Genomic DNA, 1,003 nt, shown 5'->3' with positions numbered 1-1,003 from the left:
ACGTGTGTTTTTTCGATCTGTAGTGTAAATATGTAATAACTTAGCTTTACTGTAGTCAAAATTTATAAAATTAATAGAACTACTTTGGTCACGGTAATATCGTTGATTAAAGTCAAGTTTAACTCATCATTTTTGGAACGTTTAGTTTGATTCAGTTGAGTCGATTAAAGATGATTTATAGACCTCTAATGTGTTTTAATATTTACTCCAAGTGCTATAGGATTTGAGACGGAAAGGTTCCTAAAAATTTTAAACTATACATTCATCAGATCAGTCTCTGTAGCATATAATTTGTCGATCATGCTCTGAGACAAAACCCCTGGAGGAACATCAAAGACAATCTTTCCCCGTTGCAATCCCACCAAGCGATCGCAATGACTGCAGGCGAATTCGATAGAATGCAGACTAGTTACTAATGTCTTTCCCCCGGTTTCACTTATCTCCTTTAGCAAATCCATAATTTCCCGACTCATTTGCCTGTCCAGGTTAGAAATCGGTTCATCAGCAAGAATCACGTCAGGATTTTGCACCAGCACTCTAGCTAAGGCAACCCGTTGTTGCTGTCCTCCAGACAGTTCCTCGGTTGGTGCATAAAGCTTTTCGGGAATTCCTACCTGAGCTAAAGCCTTGAGAGCAGTGTCTACCTCTTGGGGAAACAATAAAGAAACAAGAGCTTTCATCAATGACCAGCGTCCTAAATGACCCGCATTAACGTTATGAATCACCCGGAGGTTATTGACTAGATTGAACTGTTGGTAAACGGTGCCAAGGCGACGCTGTACCTGACGCAATTGGCGCGGGGAGATTCTAGCTAGATTACGACCTAAGACCCAGACTTCTCCTTGACTGGGGAGTAAAATGCCATTGAGCAGGCGGATCAAGGTACTTTTACCTGCACCACTCGCCCCCACTAGGGCAACTCGTTCCCCAGGATAAATCTTGAGGTTAAGGTTAGTCAATGCCCGAAACTGGCCAAATTGCTGGGATACCTGTTTGAGTTCAA

1 protein-coding gene is annotated in these 1,003 nt (G+C 42.3%); it reads right to left on the bottom strand.

Annotation, left to right across the window (positions count from 1 at the left end):
- Positions 1-254: 254 nt before the first annotated feature.
- Positions 255-1,003: ATP-binding cassette domain-containing protein (locus tag F6K49_RS53080; RefSeq protein WP_293111191.1), on the bottom strand; the 749-nt coding region annotated here is incomplete at its 5' end.

The organism is Moorena sp. SIO3I6, from assembly GCF_010672095.1.
This window is presented reverse-complemented; position numbering and strand designations above follow the sequence as displayed.